A 25,187-nucleotide genomic window follows, 5' to 3' on the forward strand; every position below is an offset into this window, starting at 1 on the left:
ACACTAAATGCTCGAACATTTCAATAAAGCTTTTGAGAGTAAGGCAAGGTTAGGAATCATGTCGGTGTTGATTGTCAATGAGTCGTTGAGTTTCAACGCCCTCAAAGACCTCCTTCAACTGACCGACGGAAACCTCGCTACACACCTGCGCGCGCTCGAAGAGCAAGGGTATATAAGTGTTCAAAAACAATTTATTGGACGAAAACCTAACACTACCTACGCCGCTACCGACGATGGCCGTACGGCTTTTACCCAGCACCTCAATACCCTAGAAGCTTTCATTCGCTCTGGTCATTTTGTTTCTGATTAATTACCCCCAAGCGGAATCAATAGCCCTACCGACCCTTGGATGTTTCGCGTAAACATTTTACTCCCAGCGGGGACATCACCGTCGCTGCCAAGACCATAATAGTAGCGTCCTTCAATGAGCAGTTGTGCCCTTCCAAGTCCTAACGATACCCCTGCACCTCCTACAGCACCGTATTCGAGACGTTGATCACCCGAGTCAAATTTCAAGTCAGTGGTGGTCGTAATGCCACTAAAGGTGGTTTTTGCCTTACCACTGAGGGCATAGCTTCCGTAACCTCCTGCGTTGATAAAAAACTTCGTAGGGCCATTGCCAAGCGATACTTTGAACAAAAGCGGGACGGTCACACTGTTGACACGACTTTCACCCACGAGTAAATTTCCTGCTTGAGGGGTACCCATTTTATAGGCTGTTTGAGAGTACAAAATTTCAGGTTGAACTGAAAACGTTTTTCCACCGAGTTCCACCACCAACCCACCGTGGTAGCCCAACAGAGGATCAACGGCGATTCCGCTGGCTTTGATGGCATCCGAGGTAATAGAGCTGTAATTGGCACCGCCTCTAAGACCCACTTTTATCCCAAATCCACCTTCGCTTGCCGTGGCGGGGGCTGGTGCAGGAATAGGCTTAGTTGGTTTGGGCTTGGCTGGCTCGACCGTTTTGGCCTGCTTGGGAGGTTTAGAGGGAGCGGTTGTTTTCTCAGGTTTTTGGGTAGTAGTTTTCGGTTTTTCTTTTGATTTATCAGTCGTTGGCGTTTTAGGCTTGATTCCGTGGAGTTTATCATATTGCTCTTGCATGGTTGGCGTAGGCTGGGTTTGAGCAAGGGTAGTTAATCCAGTAATAAAAAGAGCGGCACACAGCAGCAGTGTCAAGAGCTTATTCATGATTTGTTGGAGTTAGGAAAACACTGATTTAAAAGTTTACAAAAGTGCAGATTTTTACCCGTATCCTTCTGAGGGATTGTACGGTTTTTATCTACGTGTTTTTACTTGTTTTGGATGCGTAAAACAAAAACGGCGAGTAACTTTCAGAAGTTGCTCGCCGTTCTAAAAAAAAGATGTGTTTGGTTAGCGAAGTTTCAACGTAACCAAGGTGGCAATGGCCAAAATAATGCCTACAATCCAGAAACGCGCCACGATTTTGGCTTCGTGGTATCCCTTTTTCTGAAAATGGTGGTGAAGCGGCGACATCAAGAAAATGCGCCGCCCTTCGCCGAATTTTTTCTTGGTATATTTAAAATAACTCACTTGCATAATGACGGAGAGACTTTCGGCGAAGAAAATTCCACACATAATCGGAATCAATAATTCTTTCCGAATCGCCAACGAAATAACAGCAATGACGCCCCCGAGCATCAAGCTGCCCGTGTCGCCCATAAATACTTGGGCAGGGTAGGAGTTGTACCACAAAAATCCAATGCACGCCCCGATAAAAGCCGCCACGAAAATTACCATCTCTCCCGAATTAGGAATGTACATCACATTGAGGTACTGCGAAAATTTGGCATTCCCCGATACGTAGGCCAAAACGCCCAACGTAAGTCCAATAATGATAGAAGTACCCGCCGCTAGGCCGTCGATACCGTCTGTAATGTTGGAGCCATTAGAAACAGCTGTAATGATGAAAATGGCTACAATGGTATAAATAATCCAAGAATAGCTGTCGGGAAGAAGTCCAAAAAGAAGGTTTGAATAGTCAAACTCATTGTTTTTGATGAAAGGGAGCGTTGTCACGGTAGGATTGATGAGGTCATTATAACGCTGAACCTCGCCAATGGCCGAGCTAATCAACGGTTTGTCATAAATCCGAATTTTAACGTGTTGGTTAAACGACAACGTAATACCAACAATCAGCCCAAGTCCTACTTGACCTACTACCTTAAACTTTCCGTGAAGGCCTTCTTTGTTGTTTTTGAATTTTTTAAGGTAATCGTCAATAAACCCAATCAAGCCTGTCCAAACCGCCGTGATGAGCAGTAAAACGATATAGACGTTGGACAGTTTGGCAAAAAGAAGCACGGGGACTAACAAAGAAGCCAAGATGATAAACCCACCCATAGTTGGCGTTCCTTTTTTTTCCATCTGCCCTTGAAGACCCAAGTCACGAATGGTTTCGCCAATTTGTTGGCTACGTAAAAAATCAATGATACGGCGCCCAAAAATGGCCGCGATGAGGAGCGAGGTGACGGTAGCTCCTAACGCCCGAAACGAAATATATTGAAATACCCCTGCCCCAGGGAAGTTGAAGGTCTTGTCTAAATACGAAAATAGGTAATAAAGCATAGTAAATTGGAGGTTAGGCAAACGCAAAAATGCCTATACTTGGCACGATGTCGGCAAGTATAGGCATTTTTAAGAAAATCAGAAAAAGAAATTAGTCTTCTAAATGAAAAGCCGTTTTGACCATCTCATAATCGCCCATGTTAATTGGTGATTTTTTGACCATCGAATTTGGAATTAACACGTAGCGATACTGCTGTTCGCCCATGGGTTTTAGGTTGCCTTTCAAGCCAATCATCACAATTTTTAGGGTAGATGGCGTGGGCATGGTATAGTCAAAACGTAATTCGGCGCTGTTTTGGCGAATGTTAAAAGGCATAGGATGTACTTGCTCGTCAATTTTAGAATAGACGTACAATTGATTTTCTTCTAACAACGACGGGCTCAATTGTTTGGACGTTAGCTCGCAAGTACGAGCGGGTAAGCCAAACACCGTCGTTGTCACCCATTGATTGGCATCAATCCAATCCGACGTAATTACATCGGAAGTATTGAGGTTAATAAACGATGGGGAATACGATGCGGTTTTGGTGCCAGTACAATTAATCATCCAGCCTAAAAATACAATCATCAAAATCCCTAAAATTCCAAAGCGGTAAAAACGATTCATAAAAAACAATTGAAAAGCAGAGGGTTATATACCTTTTAGGTATGTTATCCATCACTAATCAAAAGTTATGCCAAAGTTAAATTTGTTGAAAATCACTAAAAGCGATAGCGTACTTGGCATTTAATATCTGTTCGGTTTGTGCCTTGGATTTCGTCCACGTACGAGCTGAGTGCTTCGCGTTCGGGCATGGTTGTGCGCGAAATCCGCAACCAAATATCAGTGTGCGCATTTGCCGAATACCGCAGCAACACAAAATGCCGAAAACCACGTTCGTAATAAGCAGGCATTGAAATCGCGTATAAAACATCCTGCTCTACGGCGTATTGGCGAGCGTCGTAGCTATCGGTATTATAGGCCGAAACGCGGACTGTAGCCGCCAACTTGTTCCACTTAGCTGTTACTTCTTGCAGCACTAACCATCCTTTATCTGCTTGAAATCCCTGGTAGCCAAATGTGCCGCCCTGAATCCGACTGCGAAACGACCAATTGCGGTGGGGAGCATATTCGGCATTTAGTACAAGGGTGCGGCGTAGGGTTTGGGTTACAAATTTTTGCTTCGACAAATCAGACGCGATGTTCTTTTCTTTTTGCTCTTGGCGGTAAACGGCGTACAGCGTCCATATTTTGGAAGGAGTCCACGTACCTTGTATCAGATAATCCCATCCTTGAGTGGGTTGTTTATCGACTAAATATTTATACCAAGGGAAGCGATAGAGGTCAACGTAAGTTGCCAATTTTAGCCGTTTATGAACGCTGTATTTTGCCCCCAAATACAACCCAGTTTCGTTGATATTACGGCTATTTTCACCAAACGCATTGGCATAAAAACTATGGAAGTTTTTGTCAAAGTTTCGGAAAAGGAGCGACGCATCCCAGCGTTTGGTGAGGCTGGCGAGTACGCCCACAACGGTACCCGTACCACCGCTTTTGGAGCGTGCCGTTTCTCCAAAAAAATGAAAATTTCGCCAAACATAATTGCCATGCAGCCCCAAAAGGTGATTATGTTTTCCCCGAAATTCAAATTCATTACGTAGTGCTTCTGCTTTCTGCAAAGGATAGTCAAAAGAAGTATGAAGATAGGTAGCACCTAGTTGCCCACGTTCAAGATGATACACCAAATGCGCTCCTGCGTTTTGTTCAATGAGGTTGGCACGATATTGGAGTTCGTTGGGAATGCGAAAAAGACCATCGGTTTGGAATGAGCTGACGGTTTGCTGGGCGGTGATTGTTCCACTCTGCCGAACGCGAGAAAGTAGCGTGGTGAGTTCGAGACGCTTGCCCAAAGAATACGTGGCGGCAATGCCCCGAAAAAAGCCCGTTTCGGTGACAGAAGTGTAGGGGCGGATGCCTGTCGTGGGGCGACGAATGGTATAGACGGTTTCCATGCCTTTGCCCAGCGAAAAACCTGCCGAATAAATCAACCCTTGTCCTACTTGGAGCTGGTAATCGCCCAAAATAAGGTTTTTGAGGCGTCCACGGTGCTGTACTTGGGCGTGGAATGATAAAAAATCAGGGCCGTACTTGTGCGCCGAAGGCTTCCATGAAAAAGCTTCGCCCTCGTCTTTTTCGGCCGTAATGCCAAAACTAAAGTCACGGCTTCGGCTGTAGCGATAGCGAGCGTACCATTGCAACGGACTGCCCGCAAATTTCTGCAATGTCCCATCGCGCGACTGGGGTGCATCTGCCGTAGCTCCGCGTTTTTCTTCCAAAAGCTGCTCCGTTCTTACCAAAAAATAATGGTCACTAGGATTGGTCAATCCATTCCATAGTTTTCGATTTTGAGGGGTAACAGTGACGAAGGGAAGCAATCGGTAAATGAGTGCTAACTCAAACTCTGGAATGGCTTGTAACTCATAGATAGAGAGGAAATTGCCAAACTGTGCGCGGTACTCAAAGAAGTGATTGAGCTGACGTTCATTGAGGAGATACGTAGCGGCTAGTTCTTCGCGCGTACAGGTGTTGAGGTCGAGCGGGGCAGTGTAGAGCTGAATCAGATTCTCATAGACTGTACCATAATTGAGGTCTTCTGCCGTGATGGGCAGGAGGTTCTGAACAAATGAAGTGGGGTCAATTTCGCGGCGGCGAAATTCTTGCGCATAGGAAACGGTTCCAACTAAGCCAACCCCAAACGAGAGAAAAAGTAGTGATTTCAAACGAGTAAAAATGGATACGTTTAAACATACAATGGTTTCTTCTTTGTGTTTGAGAATTGAACATAACGTATGATTGTTAGGGTTAAATTAAGAAATTTTCAATAAAACCCCTACTTTAATTATTAAAATTGATAAGAATTGGCCTTTTTTCTTGAAAATGTACAATTTTATGCTTTTATTCGCTGTCTAATACCCACCTAACATTAACAACCCACATGCCTAACGTTTATCAAGACGCTGTTGTAACGAAATATAACATTTTCAACAGCCTGTTTCTGAGCTTACCGTTTCAGGACATCTACCGTACGGGTACGCTTCTTCCGTTGCTTGTTCAGGCGAGTGAGGAAGGGTTTAATGCGGGCAAAAGCCCTTTGCAAATCATCGAGTCGTTTTTTGAGGAATATACCGAAAATGCGACCGAAGATGAACGTCGCGACTTGCTATTTAACTTAATCAAGTTCATCGAACGGCAGGTTGTATTGTTTGATTCCGTAGAAGATGCGGGTTTTGACCACACACATGACAGCAATGGGCAAGGGTCTATTACGCAGCTGCTCAATCGGGTCGATAGCGATGATTTGCGCCAAAAACTCCTTCGTAAGTTGGAAGATTTTTGCGTACGTATTGTGTTGACAGCGCACCCTACGCAATTTTACCCAGGCAAAGTACTCGGTATCATTACCGATTTGGAGGAATCCATCAAAGACAATGACTTTGTGGAGGTAAACCATCTTCTGTTGCAGTTGGGAAAAACTGGCTTTATCAACAAAAACAAGCCGACGCCGCTGGACGAAGCCATGACGTTGTGCTGGTTTTTGGAGAATGTGTTCTACAAAGCCATTCCGATGCTTGTTCAGCGCCTGCTCAATGGCCTTGAAGTACCGATGAACGAATGGACGCACACGGGCTTGTTCCGCTTGGGCTTTTGGCCAGGAGGCGACCGCGACGGAAACCCGTTTGTTACTTCCGACGTGACATTGGAGGTGGCCGACCGCTTGCGTCAAATTTTGCTCAAGTGTTATTGGCGTGATATTAAGTACCTCAAACGTCGATTGACGTTCAATGGCGTAGAGGAGTTTATCTCAACGGCAGAGCGTAAGACCAATAACGCGATTTATTATCCTGATCAAGAGCACTACACCAAAGCCGAAGAACTATTGGCTGACTTGAGCCAAGCGCGAGAAGTATTGGTACGTGATCATGATTCTCTCTTTGTGGAGCTGTTGGATGAAACAGTGTTGAAAATCAAGCTGTTTGGCTTCTTTTTTGCTAGTTTGGATATTCGCCAAGTAAGCCCTAAACACTCGTTGGCGTGGCAAGAAATTCTTACGAAGATAGAAAAACAAGTACCTGTTTTCTCTTTTGCTGACTACGAGAGTTGGGACGAAAAACGTAAAATCGACTTTTTGTTATCGTTGCAGGTAGAATTGGTAGAAAGCGATTTCAAAGACCCGATTACGCAAGATATTTACGGCTCGATGTTGGCCATTCGTGAAATTCAGAAACGAAATGGAATAGAGGGAGCTCATCGCTACGTCATCAGTAACTGTGCGAGTGCGCTTAACGTGGTGGAAGTATTGGCATTGTTTAAAAATGTGTGGAAAACCGACGATTTACACGTTGATATTGTGCCTCTTTTCGAAACGGTAGATGATCTCGCAAATGCATCGGAGGTAATGAAAATGTTGTACGAAAACCCCTATTATCGCGCGCATTTGGCCAAAAGAGGTAACCAACAAACCATTATGGTGGGTTTCTCGGATGGAACGAAAGACGGAGGATATTTGCGGGCAAACTGGTCGATTTTCTCGGCCAAGGAACAACTCACAAAGATTTCGCGCGAATACGACGTCAAAGTGACCTTCTTCGACGGTCGGGGAGGGCCTCCAGGTCGTGGGGGTGGCAATAACCACGCGTTTTATGCGTCGTTGGGGAAAGATATTGAAGACAAAGAAATTCAGTTGACGGTGCAGGGACAAACCATTAGTTCAAACTACGGGACTGTACCAACGGCCATTTATAACCTAGAAAGATTGTTCACGGCAGGATTGGAAAACAACCTGTTTATGTCCAAAAACACCAAAGACCAACTTTCTGAAGCTGATAAGGCATTGATGGAAGAGCTGGCCGATGCGGCGTATCATGCGTATTTGGGACTCAAAAATCACCCGACGTTTGTGCCGTATTTGGAGAAAATTACGCCTTTGCGTTTCTATGGTCAAACCAAAATCGGTAGCCGCCCCGACAAACGCGGAAGCGGGGGTGGTCTTAAATTTGAAGACCTACGTGCCATACCGTTTGTAGGTTCTTGGGCCCAAATGAAACAAAATGTACCTGGTTTTTACGGGTTTGGGTCAGGTTTAGAAACGTTGAAAAACGAAGGGAAAATGGACGCCTTGAAGAAACTTTACAAGCGTTCGTTGTTTGTGCGTACGTTGGTCGAAAACTCGATGCAGTCGTTGATGAAGGCGTACTATCCAGCGACCAAATACCTCCAAGACAACCCAGAGTTTGCCACGATTTGGAACATGATGTTTGAAGAATACGAGCGTAGTATAGCATTGATGTTGGAGTTTTCGGGTGAAAAAGATTTGTTAAACCAAAACCCCGTTACCAAAGAATCCATCAAGATTCGGGAGCGAATTGTCTTACCGTTGATGACGATTCAGCAATACGCGCTTCAAAAACTACAAAGCGGCGAACTTTCCGCTGCCGACGTGGACGTCTATAACAAACTTGTCATTCGTGCGATGTTTGGTATCATCAACGCCGCGCGTAACTCTGCGTAGCTTCTTTTCTTTTACCATCCCGAAAGTTTTAAACTTTCGGGATGGTTTTTTAAGTATCCAATTCTATATTCCACAGCGCTATCAAGGGACGATACCACAAAGTCACTCTCATTCCCTTTTAAGGCTATAAAGAAAGGATAGCCAAGTTTTGTCATACTTAGTATGTCGCTTTTTATGGAATTAAACCCTATCGTTTCCAAATAAATAGTTTTTTACTCCTATCCCACCGCCATAAACCATCGTTGAAGTGCTTTGGCGACCTCATTTGAAATCAACTGCTGCATGGCGTTCACAGTTCTAATGAGCCATCAAATAAATAACACTGTCAATGAAAAAGAAAACTGCTTGATTAGTCAAGACATTTTCGTCGTGAAGGTCTTCAAGAATGATGCCTAATTTTGAATGGAAATAATCATTATTTTTCTTGTGTTTAAACCCGTTATTCTCTAAAAATGACTTGAGTGCAGAAAGGTCTGTTGGTTCTGTAGATTCAATAAATGGTTGTTTAACAACAGAATACAGGGTATTTTCCTCTTGATAAAAACCTAGTAGCTGATAAGCTGTATTTGGAAACAAGAAATTGTGGATAAGAAGGCTGATAAAATAATCTACCCAACTTAAATAAAAGATGGTATCATTGATTTTGATGACACTTTTTCCATCTTCATGCAGGTAAACTTTTTGCTCCGCTCCTTCTCCAATATACGCCTCTTTGGGGATGGCAGAGTACCAAAGATGATATTGAGACGCAAAGGTAATTAGACTTTTTACCTCGTCTTCTTTACGGACGAATTCTGATTTTTCAATCTTTCCACTTGCTGTTTGGCCTTCTCTAAGGTAAAAGAGGGCTGTTTGGATAAGATTTGTTTCTGTAACTCCGCCAGTTCCTTCAAGGATATATCTAAGTTCATCGGTCATTTTTTTTCAAAGATAAATACGAGTCAGATTTTTACCAAAAACCCAATATTAGTTCCTCTACTCCACCTTCATCACCGCCGTCCGCGGCCCGACGCCATTTTCGTTGAAAGGCTCAATCGAAAGGTAATAGGTCGTATTTTTATCGAGGGCTTTTAGGTAGTACTCGTTTTTGTTATAAACCATAATGCTGCTATACAGCTTGTCGGGGGCGATTCCGTAATGGATGTTATAGCCCTGCGCGCCGCTTTCGGGGTACCATTTGAGCCAAGCGTTTCGTTTGTCGTCTTCTTGGCGAAGTACCACAAAGCCTTTAACTGCATTAGGCACTTTCCCCTTCCCTTTTCCAAATACCCGAAGTCCACTAATGGCAAATTTGCCCGTAGCCATGTGAAGGTTTTCCAATTTGATAAAACGAGTTTCGACGGGTTTGCTCAACTCAATGTAATCGTGGGGAACATCGGTCTTGTTCTTGCTTTTATCGACCAGCAAGTGCCATTTTTTACCGTCTAGCGAATGCCAGAGGCGGTACTGATGATAAATATTGGTGAATTTGCCCAAATACACCGAGTCCACGTCTTGGTCGGCGTAGTTGATTTGAATGGCATTGACGGTCGATACCTCGCCTAAGTCACTTTGTAGCCATTCGCCTGCTTTGGCCGAAGCTGCACTCCAGTAGGTTTTGATGTCCTCGTCCACGGCGAAGTTGGGCGTAAAACCACTCAACGACGACGAAACCTGCACGGGTTTGTTGTAGTTCAATAACATCCAACCCGTAAAACGACTTTTGAGGTGGTCGGCTTTGCCCGTGGGTAATGTATGGGGATAATCGCCAAATGTAGTGTTGGAATACATAATGCCGTCGTTGTCAAAACCCGTAGGAAACAAGACCAAACGACGCTCAAAGTTGTTTTTAACGGCGACGACGCCCGTGGTGATGTGCCACCAATTGTTAAAATTATCTTTAAAACTGCCTCCGTGCCCCGCCCCGCGCACAAAGCCTCCTGGTTTATAACAAAACGGGTTATGTTTTTGGTAGGTAAATGGCCCCAATGGTTTGTCCGAAACGTAAACCCCATCGGCGTATCCATTAAACTCCGTTCCAGGGGCGCCGTATTGGAAATAGTATTTTCCGTTGTGTTTGTCCACCCAAGCACCTTCGATAAACGGTTTCAGGAAAATATTATCGTTGTAATCTCCGAACCGTTCCCAGCCGTGTTGGTCGTCGTGGAGCCGAACGAGCTCTTTACGCTCACCAATGGGTTTAAAGGTTTTTGGGTCGATTTCCCAACCGTATAAAGGGTAGAAATTACTTGAGCCGTAGTATAAGTATAGCCGTTTATCATCGTCGTACAAGAAGGCAGGATCCCAAGCGGCACCTTCAAAAGCAGGAACGGCTATTTTCCAGTCATCAACCGTGGGATTGGTACTTTTCCAAATCGCAAATTCTTTGGTATGCGTAGAGCCGATGACGTAGAGGGTATCGTCCATAGCCCAGACGGCAGGGGCGCATAATTCGTCATAGACTTTGTTGTGCGGAAGGAGAAACTTACGACTTACAAAATTCCACTTTGATAAATCTTTACTCCACCAATAGCCCCATTGGTTGGTAGAAAAGAGAAAATAGGTGCCTTTAAAATTGACGATGACGGGGTCGGCCGTCGCACGATGCCGTCCTGCTTCCGAAAAATTAGGGATAGGCGTAAAGCCATAGTCAAGATTAATTGGATTGCAGTACGTCTGCATTTGGGCAAAAGTTGGACCCAATGCTACAATAAGCAAGAGGCAAAAGGCCAGAGCCTTAGCCGTATGCGTAGTAAACGCACGACTTTTTGGTAGTATTTTCATGATAGGTTATCTATTAGCTCCCAACTACTGTTGAGCCAATAGATAAAGCACTGCCATGCGCACAGCTACTCCGTTTTCTACTTGGTTTAGGATGATACTTTGGCGCGAGTCGGCTGCATCCGACGTAAGTTCAACGCCACGGTTGATAGGCCCAGGGTGCATCAAGACAATGTCGCGGTCGAGTTCATCCAACATTTGGCGGTTAATCCCAAAATACAACGAATACTCGCGGAGGCTGGGGAAATATTTTACTTGGAGGCGTTCCAACTGAATACGAAGTACGTTGGCGACATCGCACCATTGAAGCGTTTCTTTTACGTTGTGACTTACTTGTACGCCCAAGGAAGAAATATATTTAGGAATAAGTGTAGTGGGGCCACATACACGAACTTCCGCTCCCAATTTTTTGAGGCAAAAAATATTAGAAAGTGCGACCCGAGAGTGAAGAATATCACCAATGATGGCAATTTTTTTTCCTGCTAAATCACCGATTTGTTCGCGAATCGAAAACGCATCTAACAACGCTTGCGTAGGGTGCTCGTGCGTACCGTCGCCCGCGTTGACGACATTAGCAGGAATGCGCTCAGACAAGAAATGCGGAGCGCCTGGGCTACTGTGACGCATCACAATCATATCGACCTTCATGGCCAAAATGTTGTTGACAGTATCGAGCAAGGTTTCTCCTTTTTTGACCGAACTTCCCGAAGCAGAAAAATTAACTACGTCGGCAGAAAGTCGTTTTTCGGCCAATTCAAACGATAAACGAGTGCGGGTAGAGTTTTCAAAAAAAACGTTGGCAATCGTCACATCGCGCAAAGAAGGGACTTTTTTGATGGGCCGATTGATGACGTCTTTGAACTGATTAGCCGTATCTAAAATCGTGTAAATATCTGATTCGGTGAGGTTTTTGATGCCGAGTAGGTGCCTTACGGAAAGTTGTGACATGGTCAGGAGCACAAAAAAAGTTTTGCAAAGGTACAAATCCCTGCACGTTTGCGAAATATTCTGCCTCAAAAACCTTGAAAAGTATGCTTATAGAATCTCTTCGAGGTTGGCTTTGATGGTCTCATAAATGGTATCCGTAGGGAGGTCGTTGGCGTCGGTTCCGAAGGGATCCTCAATTTCTTCGGCCAATACTTCGATGCTGGCGAAGATGTAGAAAACGATGGCAACGATAGGAGCAGCCCAGTATTTAAACTCCACCACGAACCCAATGGGCATTGTAAAGACGTACAAGAAAATAACCTTTTTCAGAAACAAACTGTAGGCAAACGGAATGGGAGTGCGTTTGATACGCTCGCAGCCTCCGATGTTGTCGGTGAAAGAGCGGAGTTCTTCATTGATGAGGAAGAGCTGGTCGCCTGTAAGTAGTTTGTGTTGATAAAGTGTATTGACTTCGTCATAAATCGCCCCCATGATTTGGTTGGGAACGTGCTTTTTTTTGCTGTAAAACTGGCTGTCGTATTCGCCTATCTCTTCTAAGTGTTTGACATGCACCCCCGAACGTAAGTGTTCTTTTGCAGCAAGTACATAGTTGGTAATGAGTACTTTAAACGTCTTTCTAATTTCTGGGTGGTTAGGTAGAAAAGCGTTGAGTTTGAGGGCTAGATTGCGCGAGTTATTCACAAAACTCCCCCAAAAACGGCGTCCTTCCCACCAGCGGTCGTAGGCAGTATTGGTACGAAAAACCAGCAACATCGAAAGCACAAAGCCCACCAACGAGTGAACGACCGTAGTGTTTTTGAAAGAGGCGTGAAAAATATCGTTTTCGATGTACGCCACCACCACTGTGTAAGCCGCAACGCCCAGAATTCCAGGCAATAAAGAGCGAAAAGTATCACTTTTGTGGAAAGCAAAAATAAGTTTCCACCAATCTTTGGGGTTGTAACTAATCATAGGAAATGTTGAGGAGAGAGAGAGCAGAATGTCGAGGGTAGAGTGCAGAGTGTCGAATGGAAGGCATTTTATTCGACATCGCACGGGCGCTCCCGTCTGCACTCTACCCTCGACATTCCATTTAGGCTTCGCCCATCGGGCCGCCAAAATTCATAAAGGGAAATTCTTCATCAGCAGATTGGCGAATGTCGCCGTGTGCATCTTCAAATTTACGGATGTTGTCTTTTAAAGCGGCCAACAAACGCTTGGCGTGCTCGGGAGTAAGAATAACTCTTGCTTTCACTTTCGCTTTGGGAACGTTAGGCATGAGACGAATGAAATCCAAGATAAATTCGCTGTTAGAATGGGCAATCATTGCCAAATTAGAATAAACGCCTTCGGCCATTTCTTCTGAGATTTCGACGTTGATTTGTTGTTCGATTTCGATGTGTTTATCTTCTTGCATGGTATTTGTTGGTATTTTTTATCTTTTAGCAAGGTCTGACGGCAGGTGTTGGAAACCTGAGCTCTATTTTACAAGGACGATTCCGAAAAGTAAATAAAGTATTCATCAAAATTTTCGTTTTCAAAGTATCGTCGTAAGCAGGAGCTCTATGTAATTCAATTCTATTTACGAAAAATAAAGTGATTTTTTTAAACTCTCGGTCAAAATATTTGGCAAACTGTTTGCGCATAAAGTCATTTAGGCAGGTATCAAATTTTTCCTTCATATTTTCAACTGTGAATCCCGCAGAATAATCAATGTTTTTCATTTCAGCAATTGTCGCTGAAAATGTCGTGTCGCTACACTGAACAATAATCAGGCAGTCGGGAGATGCAGGCCGTTTCTCGATATCGAAACTGTTATAATAATCATCAACTTTGATAATTACTACTCTCTCTGTTGGAATTCGTGGATCGATTTCAACACAGAGTCCTTCGTCTTCACACTGCTCTCTGACAAAATTCTTGAGAATAAAATCGTTTTTTATATCATTAATCATGGCTGCCTGCGTAGCGTTTCTCTAATAATTTCATGCGTTCTTCGTACAAAGCTACCGATACACTGGTAAAATTATGATCTTCAATGCCTTCAGTACTAGCTTTCATATCACCTGCATCGTAACTGCCATTTTCACCCATTACAAAGTGATAACTTGCTACTTTTTCGGGGGCGATGTCTCCTGAAAGTAATAAATTGCTCAAGGCATCTTTCATGTAATCGCTGTGGGTAGTCATCACCACCTTTACTCCTGCCTTTACTAACTCCACAAATACCTTCATCATCTCGACTTGGATTTTGGGGTGTAAGTGGGCTTCGGGTTCTTCTATAAAGAGGATGGGTGGACTTTTATGGAGTGTAGTTGGTTCATTATTTTCAATATTTTGTTCAGTGACTCCTATAATGTATTTGAAAAAAATAACAAATGGCGCCAATTCAGATATCATAGAAGAGGCCATTGATACATCAAGAGCACTTTTACTTTTCTTAGGTTTATATTCTAGTTTCCCTTCTTCATTATTATAAGTAATTGAACCCTTTAATATTTCTTTTTCAATTTTTTCAGCTATTAGGTTGAGTTTTTTGTTTAAATTATTATTTTTTACACTATTCAACTGTAAAAAATAGTCAGCTATATATTCTTGTAAGGCGGGAATTTCTATCTTTTCCTGTAATTGGTATCTCCATTGAGATAATTTGGCAAAAATTTTACCCAAGTTGTTATAGGCTTGATATAAGCCCGAGCGGGAAGCTGGTAAAAAATATAAGTCATAAATATCATTTTGAGCAATCAAACCTGAAATTATTGCAGTATCTGTAATATGAGAAGGGGTTTCATTATTCGATAAATGGTTTTTAAATTCTTCAAATTTAGTAAATATGTGCTCATCAAGAGTTGCATTAACATCTTCTATCTGATTATCTTCTGTTTTGGCTGTAAAGGAGTAAGAAGAGCCTTTGAAATAAATACTTATATGAGGTAAAAAAGAAGAATAAGAACTTTCTAAATCTGGGTAAGAAAGTTTTAAAGAATTTATGAAAGGTTGGGAAAAATTAATTTTATTAAAATTTATATATTCTTTGACTAAAACTTGTTTTAAATCATATTGATTTAATTGGGAAAGTTTATTGCTGATTTCTGTATAATTTGGTTGTCTATAAGATAAGTTATTCAAGTTCTTCAAAATCAAATAAATAGCACTCATTGCATAAGATTTACCAAGGTTGTTTTCCCCGTAAATTACATGCAGGTCTTTGTCCATATCAAACTCGAAATGGTCAATAGGGCCGAAATTTTTGAGTTCTATTTTCATGTGTTAGAAAGGTCTATAAATAGCTTTGACAACCCTGTTAGAGTTGCCAAAGCTACAAAAAAAGGATTTAAACACCGCCGATAAATATCTGTAAAATAGATTCCTACAGAATGATAAATTGGCCTTAAAATTCAGCCGATTTTGGTGCGCGTGGGAATGGAATTACGTCACGGATGTTGCCCATGCCCGTTACGAACAAAATTAAACGTTCAAAGCCGAGTCCAAAACCTGCGTGTGGCGCCGTTCCAAACTTACGGGTTTCGAGGTACCACCAAATGGCTTCAGGTTCGATACCTACTTCGTGCATCCGCGCCACCAATTTGTCGTGGTCTTCTTCCCGCTGCGAGCCACCGATGATTTCGCCAATGCCTGGGAACAAAACGTCCATCGCGCGTACAGTTGGCCCTGGTTCGGCAGGATTTGGCTCGTTTTGTTTCATGTAAAACGCCTTGATCGCCCGTGGGTAGTTAATCAAAATCACGGGTTTTTTGAAATGCTTTTCTACCAAGAAGCGCTCATGTTCAGATTGAAGGTCAATTCCCCAAGCCACATCATACTGGAATTTTTTCTCTTTGTGAGGTTTTGATTTCAACAAAATGTCGATGGCCTCGGTATAAGTGACGCGTTCAAACGAATTATCGACTACAAAACGTAGTTTCTCCAACAACGGCATCGAACGCTCGTTTTGAGGCTTTTGTTTTTCTTCTTCTTCGAGGCGTTTTTGGAGGAAATTGAGGTCGTCGGCGCAGTTTTCCAACGCATAACGAATCACGTACTTCACAAAATCCTCGGCGAGGTTCATGTTGTCTTCCAACTCATAAAAGGCCATTTCAGGCTCAATCATCCAAAACTCGGCCAAGTGGCGAGTCGTGTTTGAGTTTTCGGCACGAAACGTTGGTCCGAATGTATAAATCTTCGACAAGGCCATTGCGCCAAGCTCACCCTCCAACTGTCCCGATACAGTCAGGTTGGTTTCACGTCCGAAGAAATCTTCTTTAAAGTCGATTTTGCCTTCGTCTGTTCGGGGGAGTTTGTCTAGGTTTAACGTAGTTACGCGGAACATTTCTCCCGCTCCTTCGGCATCTGATGCCGTGATGATAGGCGTATGGAGGTAAAAGAAACCGTTGTCGTTATAATATTTGTGAACGGCAAACGCCAACGCATGGCGAAGACGCAAAATGGCACTGAAGGTATTGGTACGTGGGCGCAAGTGAGCGATTTCACGTAAAAACTCCAACGAGTGCTTTTTGGGCTGAAGCGGATACAACTCAGGGTCGGCAGTGCCATACACGTGTACATCCGTGAGCTTTACCTCAACGGCTTGTCCCGAACCTTGCGACGCAACGAGCTCACCCGTCACTTTGAGGCAAGAGCCTGTGGTGATAAGCTTGAGGGTATCTTCGGCGATTTGACCAGGTTCTGCTACTGCCTGTATATTATGGATGGTCGAGCCATCATTGATAGCGATAAAAATGGCGTTTTTACTTTCCCGCTTGGTGCGTACCCAACCTTTGACTACCACTTCGCTGCCTACACTGGCCTCGGAAAGAATCTGTTTAATCTGTATCGGACCCACTTTTGTAATTGGTAAATTGTGAATGTTATAAACTATAACCACGAAAGGGCTACAAAATTAGGGTTTTAAAGCGTCAGGACAAAGAATGAAAGGATTTGAAATCAGGTTTTGATTTTTCAAAAATCTTCTTTTACTTTTGAATAGCCCTAATCTCCCGTAAAAATGCCGATTCGTGTTGTTATTACCGACGATCATCAAATCGTACTTGATAGCCTTTCGCTGCTTATTTCTATCATTCCAAACATGGAAGTGGTAGGTACTTTAAACGATAGCCGAAAAGTACTCGCTTTTTTGGAAACCCACGAAGCCGATGTGTTGGTGACGGATTTAAGTATGCCCTACCTAACAGGCGTTGATTTGACATTGCAGGTTCGGAGTAAATTTCCCCAGCTTAAAATCTTGATGCTAACTGTTTCGGAAGATGCTGATACGATTCGGAAAGCATTTCAGGCGGGAATTGCGGGGTATGTCATGAAAAAAGCCAATCGGGCCGAATTAGAACGTGCCCTTACGACGGTGGCAAGTGGTGAAAAATACTTTAGCGAAGCGGTGATGAAAGAGCTTCTAAGCCCGTCGGCGCTGACAGCAACCCCTACCGACGAACTGCCAGGGCAACCCATTGCTGTTACATCGCGTGAATTAGAAATTATTCGACTGATAGCCCAAGAACTTTCGACTTCCGAAATCGCCGAACGGCTTTTTATCAGTGTCGGAACGGTCGAAACGCACCGTCATAACATTCTTCGTAAATTAGGCGTAAAAAACTCCATTGGAATTATCAAGTATGCCGTGAAGCATAAATTGGTTTAGACAGGGATTTCAATCGTCACTTTTGTGCCTCCGTGGGGCTTGGTTTCCACTTCCCAATGCCCTTCCAATGCCTCAACGCGCGCACTAATATTGCGTAATCCTACGCCGTCAGATTGGTTTTTGGCCTGAAATCCAACCCCGTCATCGCTGACCGTCAAGGTGACAAATTGCTCATTTTTAGAGATACTCATCCATACTTTTTGAGCGTGAGCGTGTTTGAGTACGTTGTTTACCAACTCCAAGGAAATGCTGTATAACTGGTACTCTATTTTGGGGTCAAGGCGTTGAGAAACATCAGGAGAAATCAGATAAAACTGCGTTTTGGTATTTTGATTTAGTTTCTCGGTGAGTGTATGTAATGCGACAACAAGCCCTTGGGTTTCCAACTCGGGTGGAAGTAAATTATGAGAAATCAAACGAATATCTGCGTAAACATCTTCCAGCATTTGCACCAAACTTTCGTGAATTTTTCGATCACTTTCTGGATACTGAGTCGTATCAAGCGCTTCGAGACGCCACCGAAGGGCGGCAATTTTGGTGTTTAAGTTGTCGTGCAATTCTGACGCTACTCGCTTTCTTTCAATGGTTTGTCCTTTAAAAAGGGCTTCTTCGATTTCCTTGTTTTTGCGGTTCAGCTCATCGTTTTTGGAACGTAGTTTTTGATTACTCCAAATAATATACAGAACCAGCCCTATGCCCAGCAACAGTGAACCTATTAGGATATTGCGGGTACGGGTAAGGTGGGCGTTTTCGAGTTCGGTGATGCGAAGTTGTTGTTGCTCTACTTTGTACTTTGCTTGCAGCTCGTCGTAGGCTTTCTGAACCGAAAACCGCCCCAAACTATCTTCATGGGCTTTATGGGCTTCAAAATACTTCAAGGCATTTTGATAGTCGCCAGCGAGTTTGTAGGTAGTATAAATGTAGTTTTCTGCTCTCGATTCCATTTCTTTCCAGCCCGATTGCCGTGCGTAATCGAGGCTTTTGAGGCGATATTCAATGGCTTTTTTGTACTCTTTTCGTTGTTGATAGATGTCAGCTAAATCAGCGTAGGTAGCAAAAATGACGACGCGGTTGTTGTAATGTTTGGCAATAGTTAGTGCTTTGTCGCGGTACTTGTTCGCGAGTTGCTCGTTCCCCAGTTTCATGTGAGCGTTGGCCAAGCAATGTGGATTGTCGGCTTTTAACGTTGGACTTGTCGTAAAAGGAATGTTTTTTTCGACTTCTCGGTAGTAAAACAGGGCTTTTTTGTAATTCCTTACCCCAAAGGAATCATAGTAGTTGTAGTCGCCTAAAAAATCATAAATCCAGCATAGGTTATTCTTGTTTTTGGTAGCTTTGGCGTACGGAAGTGCTTCGTTAAGGTATTCTAAACACTTGCTGGTCAGTCCATTGTTGTTCAATACAAAGCCTGCTAAAACGTACGCATAACCAAGCTCATAGGGGTCGCCTCCTGCTTTTTTGAGCAACTGAATAGCTTTTTCGTAGTGGCTAAACGCAACGGTATAATTGCCTTGCACATCGTTTTTTTTGCCAAGAGCCCGTTGGTACAATCCTGTGCCTTTGAGCCAGTTGATTCTTTCGGTAAAACGACGCAGCGAATCCAAAAAAAAATCTTTGCGTGTATCACCAAGATTGATAGAGCGCTCGGTAAGCAAGCTAAGGCTCAAAATGATGTTGGTATCTCGCTCCGTTGATGGCGGCTTTTTTTGCCAATCTCCGATGTTTTGAAGTAAACTATCGAGCAATGGATGTTGGGCTAACAATGGGCTAACTAGCGTAAAAAACAAGCAAAAACTGAGCGCGATTTTCTTCATAGTGGTTACTTTCTACAGTGGAATACCAACGGTAATCTTGGTGCCTTGATTGGGAGCACTTTCAATGGCAAATTGGCCAGAAAGGGCTTCGAGTCGATTGCGTAAGTTGTTCATCCCCATTCCATCCGACTTACTTTCGTCGGGAAAGCCAATACCATTATCACTGACTGTAAGCAAAATTTGGCCCGCTGATTGTGTCAAACTTACCCACACTTCGGTAGCATTAGCGTGTTTGAGGACGTTGTTGATAAGTTCGAGTGCAATGTTATATAGTTGATGTTCTATTGGTGAGGGTTGACGCGCCTGTGAGCCACTGGTTACAAAATGAAACACCGTTTTGGAGTTCACATTGAGTTGTTCAATCAGTTTTTGTAGGGCAGCGTGTACTCCTTGGGTTTCGAGCTCGGCGGGGAGCATATTGTGGGAAATAAGCCTGACGTCAGCATAAACGTCGTTGGCCATTTCGAGGAGCTTATCGTGGATTTTTAGGTTAAAACCGTTTAGTTCGTCGGTTTGCATGGCTTCCAAATGCCAGCGCAGGGCGGCTAGTTTGGTGTTGAGGTTGTCGTGTAGTTCAGAGGCGACGCGTTTACGTTCTATTTTTTGACCTTTGAACAAAGCTTCCTCAATTTCGCGGTTTTTACGGCTGAGTTCTTGGTTTTTTAGCTTCAGACGGCGGTTATACCACAGGACAAACCCCAGTCCCAACAGCCCAATGGCGGATAAGCCAATGAGAATGTTTCTAGTTTGGGTGAGTTTCTCGTTTTCAAGGGTTTGGATGCGTAATTTGTCGCCTTGCTGTTTTTTCTCAAACTCATACGTCATCGACGAAACCATGGTTTTTTGTAATACCTCGTTGTTGATGATGCTATCAGACTCGGCTTTAAACTGCTTAAAATGAGCCAATGCCGACGCAGGTTTTCCCAGATGGGTATATGCCTCAGCCAACTGACGGTGGTATTCGGCCAATTCTCTCCGAAGTGGAGGCTGAGACGACGAAGCCCATTCGATGCCTGCAGTAGCGTACTTGACCACTTTATCATACTGCTTTTGGGCTAAAAAAATGTTACCAAAATTGATTTGACACACGTGTTCCAACGATTCTTTGGAGTCAATTTCGCTTTTGTAAACACTGTCGGCGATGGTGGTATAATAAAGCGCCTTTTTGTAGTCTTTTAGCTGAAAATAAACCCCGCCCATGCGTCCGTACGTACGCGGTAGCCATTGGGTAGAGCGGGTCATTTCGTGGATTTTGGCGGCTTCTTGGAAAGCCTTCAGCGCTTCGGGATATTGTTTTTGTTTTTCGTAAATATCGGCGCGCTGCCCGATGACATACGCTCGAAGGCGTAAATCGTTGAGCTTGTCGGCGATTTTTTCGGCGTCTTTGTAGCATTCGAGCGCGTCTTTGTACCGACCCAATGACGCGTAGAATGTTCCCAAATTAGGTATCGTAGAACGCAGTGCGTTGATGTCATTGGCTTTTTCTTGGAGGCGTCGGGCTTTTAGCATCAAATCAACCGCTTCGGCGTATTTGCCTTCGTTGGTAAGTAATGTGGCCATTTCGGCATAAACGGCTCCTTGCCAAACTAAGTCGTTGGCTTCGATAAATAGTCGTAATGCTTTGTCTAATAAAGGATTAACTTGCGATTGTTTCTCGAAAAATGACTCGTACAGTTGCGCCCGCCGAAGATAAACCTGTCCTTCCAATGATTTGTCGGGGATGGATTGGGCGTTTTTCAGCGCGATGTCCAGATGCGCATAAGCGGTTTTTAGGTCGGTGAGGTATTCAAACTCAATTCTCACCAGTTGCAAACGAGCTTTGGCTTCTCCTCGGGGATAGTGGAGCTGCTGGGCCAAGGCGATGGACTGGTCGCAGTACAACCGCGCCAAAGAGTCATTTCCTTCTCGCCAATAGGCCCTGCCCAGCTCAAAAAGGGTGTTCACTTTGTTGGTGTCACGGGGGGCTTTTTTCAAAACTCCTACCAACGAATCTGCTTTCTGGGCTTGTGCTGCCAGTGAAAACCACCAAATACAAAACAACCATTTCTTCATGAGCGTGTAACGAGTTGGAGAACTTGGTGAAAATTAACGATAAAAGAGTATCTGGCACAAGCGCAAATACCAAAAATACAGGTTTTCCTATACCCGAAATGTAGGTGTTTCTGGATTTACGAGGGGAAGATTTTGAAAGACCTTTGTTGTGTTCAATCGTCAACCTTTTTACTCATGAATCCTAATACACCGCATTTGTCCGAACCAAACCCCAAACACACGGACGTAGAAGTGCAAGACGAAGGCTTTTTTAGCGTATTGTTTGACATCACCAAAAAGCACCCCGTGTTGTTTACGGTGTTTTTTCTGATTCCTTTTGTGATTTTATTGATTTCGCTAGGGTACAAATGGTATTATATTTTTACGGATACCACTCATTACCTGACCGACTACCAAATTCAGGGTGGAAGGTGGTCGGATGGAAGGGCGTATTTTGGCCCAGGTATTGATAAGTACATTCGCGAGTTAGACATTGCGGGTTTGGTTGGGGGGATAGTCGGGATTTTTATTGGTTTGTACCTGACCGTCACGACCGAAAAGCTAAATCGCCAAAAAGAGCGAACCAACCAACAAGAAATGGATCACCTCAAGACCCAGACGAGTTTGCTTGTTCAGGCGACAAAATCGCTTAACTCCATTATGGTAGAAGTAAGTGGGAAGGTCAACGAAAAGGTGCAGCTGATGGAAGGTACCAAAGATGTACTCGAAGGTATTGACAAAGTCGTGGAGTTGTCCAAAGCCCAAGGGAATAACCTGCTTGTGTTATCAAATACAGCCCGCATCGAAGCAATTTCACCGTTTAGAATGGACTTGGTCGCCAAACATGCCGATTTGAAGCCCCACGAACTTCGCCACGCTACGCAGTTTGATTATGCGCGCAAAGCCGAAAGCTTGCTGCGGGATTGTTCGGATGTAGAAAATAAACTCAAAGAAACGGCCATTTATCTTCAGAAAATAGGCAGCGATGCTCGCGTGGAATTTGTGACACTCAACGACCAGAACGAAGGCGCAAGCCATGCGTTTTTGAAGTATTTGGGTAAAATATTCAACGAACACGTATCGGTAGAAACCTACCGAAGCGGGAGTAATTCACCTCTGGCAGTAAACGAAGCCGTGCCGCACCACAATCGGTTTATGATTGCCACCAATGGGCAGGAGAATGGCGATGCCCAATCAATCCTGATTCGGCAATTGTACAACGACCACGCCCAAGCCATGCGCGAAATGCAAGACTTGGGCGTTCGGGTGACAAAAGTGAACAAAACCTTACCCATACAGCTATTTATTAGTACACCCAACGACAACAAACCTGGTATTCAGAAAACGTTGTGCGTGTGTATTTTGGGCAGTGGCTCCAACTCCAGCGGCCGCCCGTCGAAACTTACGGCTTTCCTGACCGACGACCCGCACATTGTGTCGTCGATGGTTGAATTATTCTACGATTATGAATCCGACGCAGCCCTCAATACCCGCGAGTTTATGCGCAAAATCTAAGCTCTATGTCCACAGGTACGTTGATAAAAAAACTTTGGCCGTTTGTCCAAAAATACCGCCAAAGCCTCATTGGGGCGTTGGTGTTGACTTCCATTGGGGCGCTGTTGGCGCAAGTGACGCCCCTCGTGATGGAATACACCGTCAATCGAGTGCAACAAATGCTGCGTGATAAAACGCAGGGATTGAATGCGTGGACAGTGGTGGGGTGGTTGGTGTTGATTTTGTTGAGCAAAGAAATCCTGAGTTTGTTGATTCAGCTAGGGCAAAAATTCTTGAGCGACCGCCTGCGGTTTCGTTTGGCGGCTGATTTACACAACTATACCATTCGACGCATTGTGGCGTACCATTTGTCTTTTTTTGCCTTGTCCCAAAACGCCATTGGAAAACTCGAAAAACGCATCGACAAAGGCATTGAAAGCCTGACCAAAACCGTCAAAAATATTTTTGTGGACATTGTGCCGATGTTTGCCAATGCCGCATTGGCGTTGGCATTGATGTACAAAAAAAACGTTTGGGTGGGCGTGTGCGCTACCCTTGTCATGCCTTTGTATGCCCTTATTAGCCGTGAGCAATCGCGGCGGCAAAAGTCCATTCGACACAGCATTCAGCACTTTCGGGAAGAGAAAGCCAATACCCTTTTTAGCCTGATTGAATCCATTTTTGTGGTAAAATCATTTGTACGCGAAAGCTACGAAGCCAGTCGCCAGCAGACGCTTACGCAGTTTTTATCGGACAGTGAAGTAAAGCACCACCGTACCAATTACCTTTTTGATGGCCTTAAAAGTATCGCGGAGCAATTGGGGATTATTATGGTATTTGTGGTGACGATTTATTTTGTGTTGAACCAACAAATGACCGTCGGGGCGATTTTGTTGCACATCATGTTGTTCAACAACGTATCTGCCCCTGTGCGGCATCTACACCGTATCTATGACGAGTATAGCGAAGCACTTACCTACGCCGAAGGCTTTTTTGATATGATAGAAAACGATACCTACCTCGTCGCGGAGGGAGGCGTAAAAGGACAAAAAATGCAAGGCACGTTTGAGATGAAAGCGGTTGATTTTGTGTATCCCAATGGCAAACAAGCCCTCAAGAACATTACCCTAAAAATCGAATCAGGGAAAACGACGGCCTTGGTGGGATTGTCGGGGGCGGGGAAAAGTTCGGCCATGAACGTCCTGACGGGGTTTTATGGCCCGACGGCTGGGCAAGTGCTGCTCGATGGCAAACGACTGGCCGACTACGACCAGCATTGGATACGGCAAAATGTAGGATTGGTGATGCAGAAAAACCACATTTTTTCGGGAACAGTGGAGGAAAATATCCGCTACGGAAAACTGGAAGCGACAGGCGAAGAAATTATAGAGGCTGCTAAAAAAGCATCGCTGCACGAGCAGATTTTACAACTTCCCAAGGGTTATCAATCGGAAGCCAAAGCACTGTCGGGAGGGCAGCAGCAACGGATTGCCATTGCGCGTTTATTTCTCAAAAACCCGCCTGTTATTTTTCTCGATGAACCTACGGCCAGTTTGGATGCGATTACTGCCGAGCAAATCAAGGACAGCATTGATGCCATTAAAAAAGACCGAACAGTGCTGATTATTTCGCACAATATCAGCCAAATTATGGATGCCGACCAGATTTATGTGATGCAAGATGGCGAAATCATCGGCAGCGGAAACCACGAAAGCTTGTACGCCGAAGGCGGGCTCTACCGCGACATTATTGACTCCAACGCCCGCACGCTCAACATTGGTCGCTTGGCCGCTACGGTCTTGCCCCAATAGGTCAGACGACAGTCAGACCAGACTTGTTGTGGGCAAATAATATAACAGTTTTGGAAAGAGGTGAGTCTGACTATCGTCTGACTCAGGCTTTGGTCAGACGACAGTCAGACCAGACTTGTTGTGGGCAAATAATATAACAGTTTTGGAAAGAGGTGAGTCTGACTATCGTCTGACTCAGGCTTCGGTCAGACGACAGTCAGACCAGATTTGTTGTGGGTAAAGAATATAACAGTTTTGGAAAGAGGTGAGTCTGACTATCGTCTGACTCAGGCTTCGGTCAGACGATAGTCAGACCGAACTTGTTGTGGGCAAATAATATAACAGTTTTGGAAAGAGATGAGTCTGACTATCGTCTGACTCAGGCTTCGGTCAGACGACAGTCAGACCAGACTTGTTGTGGGCAAATAATATAACAGTTTTGGAAAGAGGTGAGTCTGACTATCGTCTGACTCAGGCTTCGGTCAGACCAAAAATGAAAGCATATAGGTTTTCCTATACCCCAAAATACAGGTTTTCCTAAAAAAGAATGTAGGAGTTTCCGGATTTACTGGCGTCGGCT

General features: G+C 44.2%; 19 protein-coding genes. 5 read left to right on the forward strand and 14 right to left on the reverse strand.

Annotated elements, in window-relative coordinates:
- The first annotated feature begins 7 nt into the window (after nucleotides 1-7).
- Nucleotides 8-310: a winged helix-turn-helix domain-containing protein gene (locus AC23P2_RS15870; protein WP_487774116.1), complete on the forward strand. Its 303-nt coding sequence runs from the start codon at nucleotides 8-10 to the stop codon at nucleotides 308-310.
- Here the strand turns inward: AC23P2_RS15870 and AC23P2_RS15875 are convergent.
- From AC23P2_RS15875 to AC23P2_RS15890, 4 genes are all read right to left on the reverse strand, one after another.
- Nucleotides 307-1,191: a porin family protein gene (locus AC23P2_RS15875; protein ID WP_487774117.1), complete on the reverse strand. Its 885-nt coding sequence runs from the start codon at nucleotides 1,189-1,191 to the stop codon at nucleotides 307-309. The genes AC23P2_RS15870 and AC23P2_RS15875 overlap by 4 nt on opposite strands.
- A 183-nt stretch (nucleotides 1,192-1,374) precedes the next feature.
- Nucleotides 1,375-2,589 (reverse strand): phospho-N-acetylmuramoyl-pentapeptide-transferase, encoded by a 1,215-nt coding sequence (gene mraY, locus AC23P2_RS15880; RefSeq protein ID WP_487774118.1) that lies wholly within the window; start codon nucleotides 2,587-2,589, stop codon nucleotides 1,375-1,377.
- A 91-nt stretch (nucleotides 2,590-2,680) separates the two neighbouring features.
- A complete protein-coding gene (locus AC23P2_RS15885) occupies nucleotides 2,681-3,196 on the reverse strand; it encodes a hypothetical protein (RefSeq protein WP_487774119.1) in 516 nt (171 codons plus the stop codon).
- A 95-nt stretch (nucleotides 3,197-3,291) separates the two neighbouring features.
- Entirely contained in the window at nucleotides 3,292-5,349 is a 2,058-nt protein-coding gene (locus AC23P2_RS15890) for a ComEA family DNA-binding protein (RefSeq protein WP_487774120.1), read from the reverse strand.
- Nucleotides 5,350-5,564: 215 nt separating this feature from the next.
- Between AC23P2_RS15890 and AC23P2_RS15895 the strand changes: the two genes are divergently transcribed.
- Nucleotides 5,565-8,138 (forward strand): phosphoenolpyruvate carboxylase, encoded by a 2,574-nt coding sequence (locus AC23P2_RS15895; protein WP_487774121.1) that lies wholly within the window; start codon nucleotides 5,565-5,567, stop codon nucleotides 8,136-8,138.
- Between the two features lie 297 nt (nucleotides 8,139-8,435).
- On the opposite strand, the gene AC23P2_RS15900 is transcribed toward AC23P2_RS15895, so the two are convergent.
- From AC23P2_RS15900 to asnS, 8 genes are all read right to left on the reverse strand, one after another.
- A complete protein-coding gene (locus AC23P2_RS15900; RefSeq protein ID WP_487774122.1) occupies nucleotides 8,436-9,056 on the reverse strand; it encodes a putative polyvalent protein kinase domain-containing protein in 621 nt (206 codons plus the stop codon).
- Between the two features lie 57 nt (nucleotides 9,057-9,113).
- Entirely contained in the window at nucleotides 9,114-10,901 is a 1,788-nt protein-coding gene (locus AC23P2_RS15905) for a family 43 glycosylhydrolase (RefSeq protein ID WP_487774123.1), read from the reverse strand.
- Between the two features lie 24 nt (nucleotides 10,902-10,925).
- Complete coding sequence (locus AC23P2_RS15910; protein WP_487774124.1) at nucleotides 10,926-11,846, reverse strand: aspartate carbamoyltransferase catalytic subunit; 921 nt, start codon at nucleotides 11,844-11,846, stop codon at nucleotides 10,926-10,928.
- Nucleotides 11,847-11,933: 87 nt separating this feature from the next.
- Nucleotides 11,934-12,797: a bestrophin family protein gene (locus AC23P2_RS15915; protein ID WP_487774125.1), complete on the reverse strand. Its 864-nt coding sequence runs from the start codon at nucleotides 12,795-12,797 to the stop codon at nucleotides 11,934-11,936.
- Between the two features lie 121 nt (nucleotides 12,798-12,918).
- The gene (locus tag AC23P2_RS15920) at nucleotides 12,919-13,242 is read right to left on the reverse strand and encodes a DUF3467 domain-containing protein (protein ID WP_028523542.1); all 324 of its coding nucleotides are present in this window, start codon (nucleotides 13,240-13,242) and stop codon (nucleotides 12,919-12,921) included.
- A gap of 25 nt (nucleotides 13,243-13,267) precedes the next feature.
- Nucleotides 13,268-13,780, reverse strand: coding sequence for a hypothetical protein (locus AC23P2_RS15925; protein WP_487774126.1), 513 nt, complete (start codon nucleotides 13,778-13,780; stop codon nucleotides 13,268-13,270).
- A complete protein-coding gene (locus tag AC23P2_RS15930) occupies nucleotides 13,773-15,092 on the reverse strand; it encodes an AAA family ATPase (RefSeq protein ID WP_487774127.1) in 1,320 nt (439 codons plus the stop codon). Before AC23P2_RS15930 ends, AC23P2_RS15925 begins: the two co-directional genes overlap by 8 nt.
- Nucleotides 15,093-15,216: 124 nt before the next feature.
- Entirely contained in the window at nucleotides 15,217-16,668 is a 1,452-nt protein-coding gene (gene asnS / locus AC23P2_RS15935) for an asparagine--tRNA ligase (RefSeq protein ID WP_487774128.1), read from the reverse strand.
- Nucleotides 16,669-16,830: 162 nt separating this feature from the next.
- On the opposite strand from asnS, the gene AC23P2_RS15940 reads away from it, so the two are divergent.
- Entirely contained in the window at nucleotides 16,831-17,478 is a 648-nt protein-coding gene (locus tag AC23P2_RS15940) for a response regulator (RefSeq protein WP_487774129.1), read from the forward strand.
- On the opposite strand, the gene AC23P2_RS15945 is transcribed toward AC23P2_RS15940, so the two are convergent.
- Together AC23P2_RS15945 and AC23P2_RS15950 are read right to left on the reverse strand one after the other, a co-directional pair.
- Complete coding sequence (locus tag AC23P2_RS15945; RefSeq protein WP_487774130.1) at nucleotides 17,475-19,292, reverse strand: tetratricopeptide repeat-containing sensor histidine kinase; 1,818 nt, start codon at nucleotides 19,290-19,292, stop codon at nucleotides 17,475-17,477. The two genes, AC23P2_RS15940 and AC23P2_RS15945, sit on opposite strands and share 4 nt — an antisense overlap.
- Before the next feature lie 12 nt (nucleotides 19,293-19,304).
- Nucleotides 19,305-21,344, reverse strand: a complete 2,040-nt coding sequence (locus AC23P2_RS15950; protein ID WP_487774131.1) for an ATP-binding protein — start codon at nucleotides 21,342-21,344, stop codon at nucleotides 19,305-19,307.
- 174 nt (nucleotides 21,345-21,518) lie between these two features.
- On the opposite strand from AC23P2_RS15950, the gene AC23P2_RS15955 reads away from it, so the two are divergent.
- Both AC23P2_RS15955 and AC23P2_RS15960 read left to right on the forward strand, forming a co-directional pair.
- A complete protein-coding gene (locus AC23P2_RS15955; protein ID WP_487774132.1) occupies nucleotides 21,519-22,838 on the forward strand; it encodes a hypothetical protein in 1,320 nt (439 codons plus the stop codon).
- 5 nt (nucleotides 22,839-22,843) lie between these two features.
- Nucleotides 22,844-24,628 (forward strand): ABC transporter ATP-binding protein, encoded by a 1,785-nt coding sequence (locus tag AC23P2_RS15960; RefSeq protein ID WP_487774133.1) that lies wholly within the window; start codon nucleotides 22,844-22,846, stop codon nucleotides 24,626-24,628.
- Nucleotides 24,629-25,187: the final 559 nt, after the last annotated feature.

The sequence above is a fragment of the Runella sp. R0.1_18 genome (assembly GCF_057652155.1).

Excerpts from the sequence above, each read along its gene's own strand:
- AC23P2_RS15930 (WP_487774127.1), bottom strand. The coding sequence starts at position 15,092 with ATGAAAATAGAACTCAAAAATTTCGGCCCTATTGACCATTTCGAGTTT.
- AC23P2_RS15875 (WP_487774117.1), bottom strand. The coding sequence starts at position 1,191 with ATGAATAAGCTCTTGACACTGCTGCTGTGTGCCGCTCTTTTTATTACT.
- AC23P2_RS15945 (WP_487774130.1), bottom strand. The coding sequence starts at position 19,292 with ATGAAGAAAATCGCGCTCAGTTTTTGCTTGTTTTTTACGCTAGTTAGC.
- AC23P2_RS15920 (WP_028523542.1), bottom strand. The coding sequence starts at position 13,242 with ATGCAAGAAGATAAACACATCGAAATCGAACAACAAATCAACGTCGAA.
- AC23P2_RS15900 (WP_487774122.1), bottom strand. The coding sequence starts at position 9,056 with ATGACCGATGAACTTAGATATATCCTTGAAGGAACTGGCGGAGTTACA.
- AC23P2_RS15910 (WP_487774124.1), bottom strand. The coding sequence starts at position 11,846 with ATGTCACAACTTTCCGTAAGGCACCTACTCGGCATCAAAAACCTCACC.
- AC23P2_RS15940 (WP_487774129.1), top strand. The coding sequence starts at position 16,831 with ATGCCGATTCGTGTTGTTATTACCGACGATCATCAAATCGTACTTGAT.
- AC23P2_RS15870 (WP_487774116.1), top strand. The coding sequence starts at position 8 with ATGCTCGAACATTTCAATAAAGCTTTTGAGAGTAAGGCAAGGTTAGGA.
- AC23P2_RS15955 (WP_487774132.1), top strand. The coding sequence starts at position 21,519 with ATGAATCCTAATACACCGCATTTGTCCGAACCAAACCCCAAACACACG.
- mraY (WP_487774118.1), bottom strand. The coding sequence starts at position 2,589 with ATGCTTTATTACCTATTTTCGTATTTAGACAAGACCTTCAACTTCCCT.
- AC23P2_RS15960 (WP_487774133.1), top strand. The coding sequence starts at position 22,844 with ATGTCCACAGGTACGTTGATAAAAAAACTTTGGCCGTTTGTCCAAAAA.
- AC23P2_RS15895 (WP_487774121.1), top strand. The coding sequence starts at position 5,565 with ATGCCTAACGTTTATCAAGACGCTGTTGTAACGAAATATAACATTTTC.
- AC23P2_RS15915 (WP_487774125.1), bottom strand. The coding sequence starts at position 12,797 with ATGATTAGTTACAACCCCAAAGATTGGTGGAAACTTATTTTTGCTTTC.
- AC23P2_RS15950 (WP_487774131.1), bottom strand. The coding sequence starts at position 21,344 with ATGAAGAAATGGTTGTTTTGTATTTGGTGGTTTTCACTGGCAGCACAA.
- AC23P2_RS15885 (WP_487774119.1), bottom strand. The coding sequence starts at position 3,196 with ATGAATCGTTTTTACCGCTTTGGAATTTTAGGGATTTTGATGATTGTA.
- AC23P2_RS15905 (WP_487774123.1), bottom strand. The coding sequence starts at position 10,901 with ATGAAAATACTACCAAAAAGTCGTGCGTTTACTACGCATACGGCTAAG.
- AC23P2_RS15925 (WP_487774126.1), bottom strand. The coding sequence starts at position 13,780 with ATGATTAATGATATAAAAAACGATTTTATTCTCAAGAATTTTGTCAGA.